General features: G+C 69.5%; 9 protein-coding genes and 1 pseudogene. 2 read left to right on the top strand and 8 right to left on the bottom strand.

The window, feature by feature from the left end:
* Together HW445_RS12925 and HW445_RS12920 are read left to right on the top strand one after the other, a co-directional pair.
* Positions 1-201, top strand: a 201-nt coding sequence (locus HW445_RS12925; protein WP_306673316.1) for a carboxyl transferase domain-containing protein, incomplete at its 5' end; no start/stop codon positions are given.
* Between the two features lie 39 nt (positions 202-240).
* Positions 241-441: an acyl-CoA carboxylase epsilon subunit gene (locus HW445_RS12920; protein WP_180221164.1), complete on the top strand. Its 201-nt coding sequence runs from the start codon at positions 241-243 to the stop codon at positions 439-441.
* A 183-nt stretch (positions 442-624) separates the two neighbouring features.
* Here the strand turns inward: HW445_RS12920 and HW445_RS12915 are convergent, their stop codons facing one another.
* The 8 genes and pseudogenes from HW445_RS12915 to HW445_RS12880 form a co-directional block, all read right to left on the bottom strand.
* The gene (locus HW445_RS12915; RefSeq protein WP_166021043.1) at positions 625-1,206 is read right to left on the bottom strand and encodes an ATP/GTP-binding protein; all 582 of its coding nucleotides are present in this window, start codon (positions 1,204-1,206) and stop codon (positions 625-627) included.
* A complete protein-coding gene (locus HW445_RS12910; protein ID WP_180221163.1) occupies positions 1,187-1,786 on the bottom strand; it encodes a DUF742 domain-containing protein in 600 nt (199 codons plus the stop codon). Before HW445_RS12910 ends, HW445_RS12915 begins: the two co-directional genes overlap by 20 nt.
* A 96-nt stretch (positions 1,787-1,882) precedes the next feature.
* Positions 1,883-2,296, bottom strand: a complete 414-nt coding sequence (locus HW445_RS12905) for a roadblock/LC7 domain-containing protein (protein ID WP_108954969.1) — start codon at positions 2,294-2,296, stop codon at positions 1,883-1,885.
* A 10-nt stretch (positions 2,297-2,306) separates the two neighbouring features.
* Positions 2,307-5,423, bottom strand: a complete 3,117-nt coding sequence (locus HW445_RS12900) for a nitrate- and nitrite sensing domain-containing protein (RefSeq protein WP_180221162.1) — start codon at positions 5,421-5,423, stop codon at positions 2,307-2,309.
* Positions 5,424-5,853: 430 nt separating this feature from the next.
* On the bottom strand, positions 5,854-6,429 hold the full coding sequence (locus HW445_RS12895) for an ATP/GTP-binding protein (protein WP_151771086.1): 576 nt from the start codon (positions 6,427-6,429) through the stop codon (positions 5,854-5,856).
* Positions 6,410-6,802: a DUF742 domain-containing protein gene (locus HW445_RS12890; protein WP_151771087.1), complete on the bottom strand. Its 393-nt coding sequence runs from the start codon at positions 6,800-6,802 to the stop codon at positions 6,410-6,412. The genes HW445_RS12895 and HW445_RS12890 overlap by 20 nt, the downstream gene beginning before the upstream one ends.
* A 108-nt stretch (positions 6,803-6,910) precedes the next feature.
* Positions 6,911-7,333 (bottom strand): roadblock/LC7 domain-containing protein, encoded by a 423-nt coding sequence (locus HW445_RS12885; protein WP_151771088.1) that lies wholly within the window; start codon positions 7,331-7,333, stop codon positions 6,911-6,913.
* A pseudogene (locus HW445_RS12880) lies at positions 7,334-7,587 on the bottom strand (hypothetical protein); the annotation flags it as partial.

Raw genomic sequence — 7,587 nt, 5'->3', positions numbered from 1 at the left:
AACCCCGAAGCCATGCGGACCCGCATGGTCAAGGAATACAAGTCCGAGCTGATGCACCCGTACTACGCGGCAGAACGGGGACTCGTCGATGACGTCATCGATCCCGCCGAGACCCGCGAAGTCTTGATCAGGTCCCTCGCGATGCTCCGCACCAAGCACGCGGACCTGCCCTCGCGCAAGCACGGCAACCCGCCCCAGTAAGACAGTCGCGCCTCAGGAAGGCAGAAGGGAGACACGTTCATGAGCACACCGGTGGACATCCGCGTGGAGAAGGGGCAGGCCGAGCCGGAGGAGCTCGCGGCCCTCACGGCCATCCTGCTGGCCCGGGCCTCCTCGGGACCCGTCCCGGAGACGGCGTGGCGCGGCGGAGGCTCCGTGCGGGCGGCCTGGCGCCGCCTGGAGCGTGAGCCCGGCTTCCGCGCCCCGCACAGCTGGCGCTGACGCCACCCACGACATCGTGTGAAGGCCCGTCCGGCCCCCTCATGGGGGCGGGCGGGCCTTCGCGCGTTCCCGTGCGGGTACGCGTGCGCCCCCGTGGTCCCGGGGGCAGGGCGGCGGTCTCCGGGAACGCCTGAGCCCGGCCCCCGCCGTGGGCGGTGCCGGGCTCGGGGCATGAACCCGCGACTAGCGGAGGCGCGCCATGAGGGCGTGCTCCACGAGCGTGATGAGCGCCGACTTGGCGTCGGCGCGGTGCCGCGCGTCGGTGGTGATGATCGGGGTGTCCGGCCCGATCTGCAGCGCCTCCCGCACCTCTTCCGGCTGGTACGGCTGGTGGCCGTCGAAGCCGTTCAGGGCGATGACGAAGGGGAGACCCGAGTTCTCGAAGTAGTCGACCGCCGGGAAGCAGTCGGCGAGACGCCGGGTGTCCACCAGGACCACCGCGCCGATGGCGCCGCGGACCAGGTCGTCCCACATGAACCAGAACCGGTCCTGACCGGGGGTGCCGAACAGGTACAGGATCAGGTCCTGGTCGAGCGTGATGCGGCCGAAGTCCATGGCGACCGTGGTGGTCTTCTTGTCCCCGGTGTGGGTGAGGTCGTCGATGCCCGCCGAAGCAGACGTCATGACGGCCTCCGTGCGCAGCGGGTTGATCTCCGAGACGGCGCCGACGAACGTGGTCTTGCCCACGCCGAAGCCGCCCGCCACCACGATCTTCGCGGAGGTGGTGGAGCGGGAAGACCCACCGTCAGAGCTTGCGAAGTCCACTGAGCACCCTTTCGAGCAGTGTCACGTCTGGCTGGCCGCCGGCGCTCTCGTCGCCGCCGGGCTGATGGATGGCGACCAGGCCCGCCTCCGCCAAGTCGGCGACGAGGATCCTGGCCACACCGAGAGGGATCTGCAGCAGGGCCGAGACCTCGGCGACCGACTTGATCTCCCGGCAGAGGTTGCAGATCCGCTGATGCTCGGGAAGCTGCCCCTGCATCTGGTGCGGCTGCGCGGTGGTGTGCACCAGCGCCTCGATGGCGAGCTGGTAGCGGGGCCTGGTGCGGCCGCCCGTCATCGCGTACGGACGCACCAGAGGGTTCTTGGCCGACGGCGCACCGGCGGACGTCGGCTCGGGACCACGCCGCTGCGGTGCCACGGGCCGCTCGTACGGGGCAGCCGGCTGCCCGTACGGCGAATGCTGCCCATGACCCGGCCCTTGCGGGTTGTGGGGCGCATACGGCTGCTGGTGCGTGTGGCTCGCAGCGGAGGAAAAGTCGTACGACTGCTCGCCGTGCTGCCCGTTCTGGCCCTGGTCGTACGACCAGCCGCCCGGGTTCGGACCGCCTGGGGATGTTGCCACTCTCTCTCCTCCTCCAACTGTGCCGGGCACCCAACGTGTGGAAGCCGCGTCCCGAAACCTTACGGTCTCGGGACGCCAAGGCGCACGTGGTGTCTGCTAGTTGAGCAGGCTTCCCTGAAGCTCCGCACGAAGATCCGGCGTAAGTACCGTACCTGCACGGTCGACCAGAAGGGCCATCTCGTACCCCACGAGACCGATGTCCGCCTCGGGGTGGGCCAGCACGGCAAGTGATGAACCGTCCGAAATGGACATGATGAAGAGGAATCCCCGCTCCATCTCGACCACCGTCTGGTTCACATGGCCGCCCTCGAAGATCCGCGAGGCTCCCGCGGTCAGCGAGGTCAGACCCGAGGCGACCGCGGCCAGCTGGTCCGCGCGGTCACGCGGGAAGCCTTCCGACATCGCCAGAAGGAGGCCGTCGGCGGAGACCACCACGGTGTGGGAAACACCCGGGGTGTTGTCCACGAAATTGGTGATCAACCAGTTCAGGTTCTGCGCCGCCTGGCTCATCGGGCTCACACTAACGCTCCTGGTTGTAGGTGCTGTCAGGACCACGGAATTCGTTCCCGTCGGCCTGGCCGTTCGTTTCGTTGCCTGCGGTACGTCCGCGCTGGACGCCCCGCCGCAGGTTGCTCAGCCGGCCCCGTACTTCGTCGGGGTTGCGGGAGACCTGCGGGCCGCCCTGCGGGGTGGCCTCGGCGGTGCCCTCCACGAGGTTCGCCTTGGGTACCCGCTTCGGCAGACCGGAAGAGGTCACTCCGCCCGCCTTGGGCTTGCGGAGCTTGGAGGCGGACTCCCAGCGGCCGTCGTTGGCCGAACGCCAGTCGTCGCCCGCGGCAGCCGGTTCCTGGCCGTTGCCCTGACCGGCGGCGCCTCCGAATCCTCCGCGTCGCGGAAGTCCTGCTTCGGTGGTCGCCGGGCCCTGGCCGAAGCCTACGCCGTTCTGCATGCCCGCGTCAGGACCCTGCGGGGATTCCGCTTGCGCCCCGTAGCCCTCGGCGTAGTCGTTCTGGTAGCCCTGCTGCTGCTGCCAGTCGTCCTGGTAGGACTGCTCGCCGTAGCTCTGGTAGCCGTCCTGGCCGCCACCCTGGTGCTGGCCCTGACCGGCTTCCGCATAGCCCTGCTCGGGGTAGCCGTTCACGGACCCGTCGGCGGCGTAGTACGACTCGTCGTACTGCTGCTGCTCCTGGTAGCCCTGCTGGTCGTAGCCGCCGTCCTGGTAGCCCTGACCCTGGCCGTCCTGGTAACCCTGGCCGTCCTGGAAGCCCTGACCGTCCTGGAAGCCCTGGGCCTGGCCCTGGCTCTCGTCGTAGCCCTGGCCGTTGTCGTACTCCGGACGGTTCTGGGACTCCAGCGCGGCGCGGCGCCCCTCGCGGAGCATCTGGCGGCCGACCGGGTCGAGCTCGCGGACGTCCTCCGGCACCTGCTGGTAGCGGGTGTCGTCGAAGCCCAGCTCGGCGGCGGTCCGCAGCGGCGCCTGCTCGGGAGTCTGCTGGAGCTGCTGCTTCGGGATGATCTGGGAGACCGTGAACTCGTCGGCCGGCACGTCCTGGGCGACACCACCGTGGGTGATGTTGTCCGGGAGCATGACCAGCGAGGTGGTGCCGGCCTGCTCGCCCGAGGGGCGGAGCTGGACACGGATGCCGTGCCGGTCGGACAGGCGGCCGACCACGAAGAGGCCCATGTGCTGGGAGATCGCGGCGTCCACGGTCGGCGGGTTGGCCAGCTTGTGGTTGATGTCCGCGAAGTCCTCGGCGGTGAGGCCGATGCCCTTGTCGTGGATCTCGATCATCACGCGGCCGTCCGGCAGACGGGTCGCGGTGACGCGGACCTTGGTCTGCGGGGAGGAGAACGTGGTGGCGTTCTCCAGCAGCTCGGCCAGCAGGTGCACGAGGTCGGTCACGGCGCGGCCGTGGATCTCGGCCTCGGGGACGCCGGCCAGCTCGATGCGGTCGTACTGCTCCACCTCGGAGGAGGCGGCGCGCAGGATGTCGACCAGCGGGACCGGCTGGTCCCAGCGGCGGCCGGGCTCCTCGCCGGCGAGGACCAGGAGGTTCTCGCCGTTGCGGCGCATACGGGTGGCCAGGTGGTCCAGCTTGAAGAGGTTCTCCAGCTGGTCCGGGTCGGCCTCGTTGTTCTCCAGGTCGGTGATCAGGGTCAGCTGGCCCTCGATCAGCGACTGGTTGCGGCGCGACAGGTTGGTGAAGATCGCGTTGATGTTGCCCCGGAGCAGGGCCTGCTCCGCGGCGAGCCGGACCGCCTCGCGGTGGACCTGGTCGAAGGCGCGCGCGACCTCGCCGATCTCGTCGGTGGTGCTGATCGGGATCGGGACCACGCGGGTGTCGACCCGGCCCGGGTCGGTGCGCGAGAGCTGGTCGACCAGCATCGGCAGGCGCTGCTCGGCGACGTCGAAGGCCGCGTTGCGCAGGTCGCGCATCGAGCGGCTCATCTGACGGGCGACGAGACCGGCCAGGACGAAGGCGGCGATGAGCGCGATGAGCACGGCGCCTGCGGCGAGGAACGCGGAGGTCTTCGCGTCGTCGGCGACCTTCTGGGAGCCCTCCACCGCGGCGTCGGCGAGGTCGGACTCGATCTTGCCGTAGGCCTCGAACTTGGGGTCGTTGACGTCCTGCCAGGTCTTGGCGTTGATGCCCATCTGCTCGAGCGTCGCCTTGCCCACGGGGGTACCCGGGTCGGAGGCCAGGATCACCTTGATGATCTCGGTGGTGTCCGTCAGGTTCTTGTGGAACGGGGTCTCAGCAGCCGTCTTCTCGAAGTCGCGCTTCACCTCGACCATCTCGGCCTCGAGGCGGTCGGCGTCCTCCTGACGGCCCGCTCCGGCGTACTCCTCCAGCGCGATGCGCTCGAGGTAGGCGTAGGAGGAGAGCGTGACCAGCTGGGACATCCGCTCGGCCTCGTCCTCGTCCGGCTTCACCAGGACGTGGGTGCCGATGGAACGCTGCAGCGACTGGGCGCCCTTGGTCAGCGACATCGCGTACGCGGTACGGCCGTAGGAGACGACGTTGCCCTCGTCGAGCGTGAGCTCGTTGGAGAAGTCCATGAGGGGGTGGATGACCTTGACGTACCCCTCCTCCGTCCTGGTGCCGGGCAGGCGCTTGGTGTAGGCGCCCTCGCGCAGCGCGGGAAGGAGCTTCTCGGCCTCGAGGAACAGGTCGCGACGGCGCTCCAGGCCCTCCTTCGGCGGCAGTTCCTTCAGGACGGTCTTGAACTCCGCGGCCGCCTTGTCGGTGCGCGCGCGGGTCTCCTTGACGACCGGGTTGTCCTTGCCCTTGCCCTCCAGGAGGGGGGCGGCGCTCCGGTCACGCTCCTCGGACAGCGCGTCGGCGTAGTTCAGCGCGCTCCGGACGACGCGCGCGGTGGCCGCGGCGTCCTCGGCCTCCTGCCAGGTGTCGATCGACCCCTTGACCTCGACCACGGCCAGAATGAGACCGAGGACGACGGGTATGAGCATGATCGCGTTCAGACGCGTCCGCACGCGCCAGTTACGGGGCGAAAGACGTCCGCCGCCCGCTTCCGGCGCGGCGACCGGCTCGGAGCCGGGCAACTCGTCCGCCCGCGGGGGCGGCGTGAAGTTGCCCCGCGCCGACGGCTCGGGTCCGTTCTTGCTTCGCCTCACTCGACCAACAACCTCTCGGCGGTCGGCACCTTCGTCGTGCCGCGGTGTCTCTGGGCCCTTGTGACCAATGGGCAGTTCTGGCATTCCAGCACGCCGGTACGGACAGTTCCAAACGTCTGGACAGGACTGGGTTCCGCGCGGAATCCGCCCCGCAAACGGGACATATGGACTGTCGCCCGGCAAAAGACGGGGGGTTTGTGCGCGCTGCGGCACCACGCGAACGCGCGCTGTCGCAGGACGTGGCACATATCTCTGTCGAAATGTTATGAACACGCGCCACCGGGTGGCCAAGGCCACAGAGGCCTGTTGAAGCACGTCATAACTGCGGTTCCGCGCGGCGCACTTGGGGGCTCGTGAGTGCCCCTGGTGCGCCGGACGCCGGAACCCGGCCGCGCCGGTGGGCGCGGCCGGGTTCCGGGTGGCCGCCGGTCTAGCGCAGTCGCGCCATCAGGGCGTGTTCCACGAGGTGGATCAGGGCGCCCTTGGCCTCGGCGCGGTGCCGGGCGTCGGTGGCGATGATCGGGGTGCCGGCGCTGATCTGCAGTGCCTCGCGCACCTCTTCCGGCTGGTAGGGCTGGTGGCCGTCGAAGTTGTTGAGCGCCACGACGAACGGCAGACCGGAGTTCTCGAAGTAGTCGACTGCCGGGAAGCAGTCGGCGAGACGCCGGGTGTCCACCAGGACGACCGCGCCGATGGCGCCGCGGACCAGGTCGTCCCACATGAACCAGAACCGGTCCTGACCGGGGGTGCCGAACAGGTACAGGATCAGGTCCTGGTCGAGCGTGATGCGGCCGAAGTCCATGGCGACCGTGGTGGTCGTCTTCCCGGACGTGTGGCTGAGGTCGTCGATGCCCGCCGAGGCGGACGTCATGACGGCCTCCGTGCGCAGGGGGTCGATCTCGGAGACGGAGCTGACGAACGTGGTCTTGCCCACGCCGAAGCCACCCGCCACCACGATCTTCGCCGAGGTGGTCGCCCGGCTCCCGTCAGAGGTTGCGAAGTCCACTGAGCACCCTTTCGAGCAGTGTCACATCCGGTGCACCGCCGTTGTTCTCGTCGCCACCCGGCTGGTGGACGGCGACCATGCCCGCCTCGGCGAGGTCGGCGACGAGGATCCGTGCCACGCCCAGGGGCATGGACAGCAGGGCCGACACCTCGGCCACCGACTTCACCTCCCGGCAGAGGTGACAAATGCGCTGGTGCTCGGGGAGCAGCCCCTGCGTCTGTGCCGGATTCGCGGTCGTGCTGATCAGCGCCTCGATGGCGAGCTGGTAGCGCGGCCGGGTCCGGCCGCCGGTCATGGCGTAGGGCCTGACCAGCGGCCCCTCTTCCCCGTACTGATCTCTGTACGGATCGTGAGCGGCGGTGGGCGGGTTCATGCATCCTCCGGGCGGACAGCAAGTCGGGTTGAAGTGCCGTAGGCCGGTGGGGGGTTGCTTTTGCTGACGGCCGGACGGTGGGGGACGGTCACATGGCGCGGACAGGTCTCAGCGAAGAAGACTGCCCTGCAGTTCGGCGCGCAGGTCGGGCGTGAGCACGGCGCCGGCGCGGTCGACGAGGAGGGCCATCTCGTAGCCCACCAGGCCGATGTCGCACTCCGGGTGGGCCAGCACCGCGAGCGACGAGCCGTCCGAGATGGACATGATCAAGAGGAATCCGCGTTCCATCTCGACGACCGTCTGGTTCACGTGGCCACCCTCGAAGATCCGCGAGGCGCCCGCGGTCAGCGAGGTGAGCCCCGACGCGACCGCGGCGAGCTGGTCGGCGCGGTCGCGCGGGAAGCCCTCGGACATCGCCAGGAGCAGACCGTCGGCGGAGACGACGACGGTGTGGGAGACCCCGGGCGTGTTGTCCACGAAGTTCGTGATCAACCAGTTCAGGTTCTGTGCAGCCTGGCTCATCGGGCTCAACTAGCGCTCCTGCTGGTGAGTGGGGTTCGGGAAGGAACCGGTCTGGCCGGAGGTGGCCTGCCGTCCCTGCGCGATGCCCCGGCGGAGATTGGTCAGCCGGCCCCGCACGGCGTCGGGCGCGCGGGAGACCTGCGGCCCTCCGGTGTGCTGGTTCTGCTGCGCCGTGCCCGGGACGAGGTTCGCCTTGGGCACCCGCTTGGGCAGGCCGGACGTGGTGACGCCGCCCGCGCTGGGCTTGCGGGCGCGCTCTGCCT

The organism is Streptomyces sp. UH6, assembly GCF_013421635.1.
Classification (GTDB): domain Bacteria; phylum Actinomycetota; class Actinomycetes; order Streptomycetales; family Streptomycetaceae; genus Streptomyces; species Streptomyces abyssomicinicus.
The sequence above is the reverse complement of the archived record's forward strand: the minus strand, read 5'-3'. Positions and strand labels throughout refer to the sequence as shown.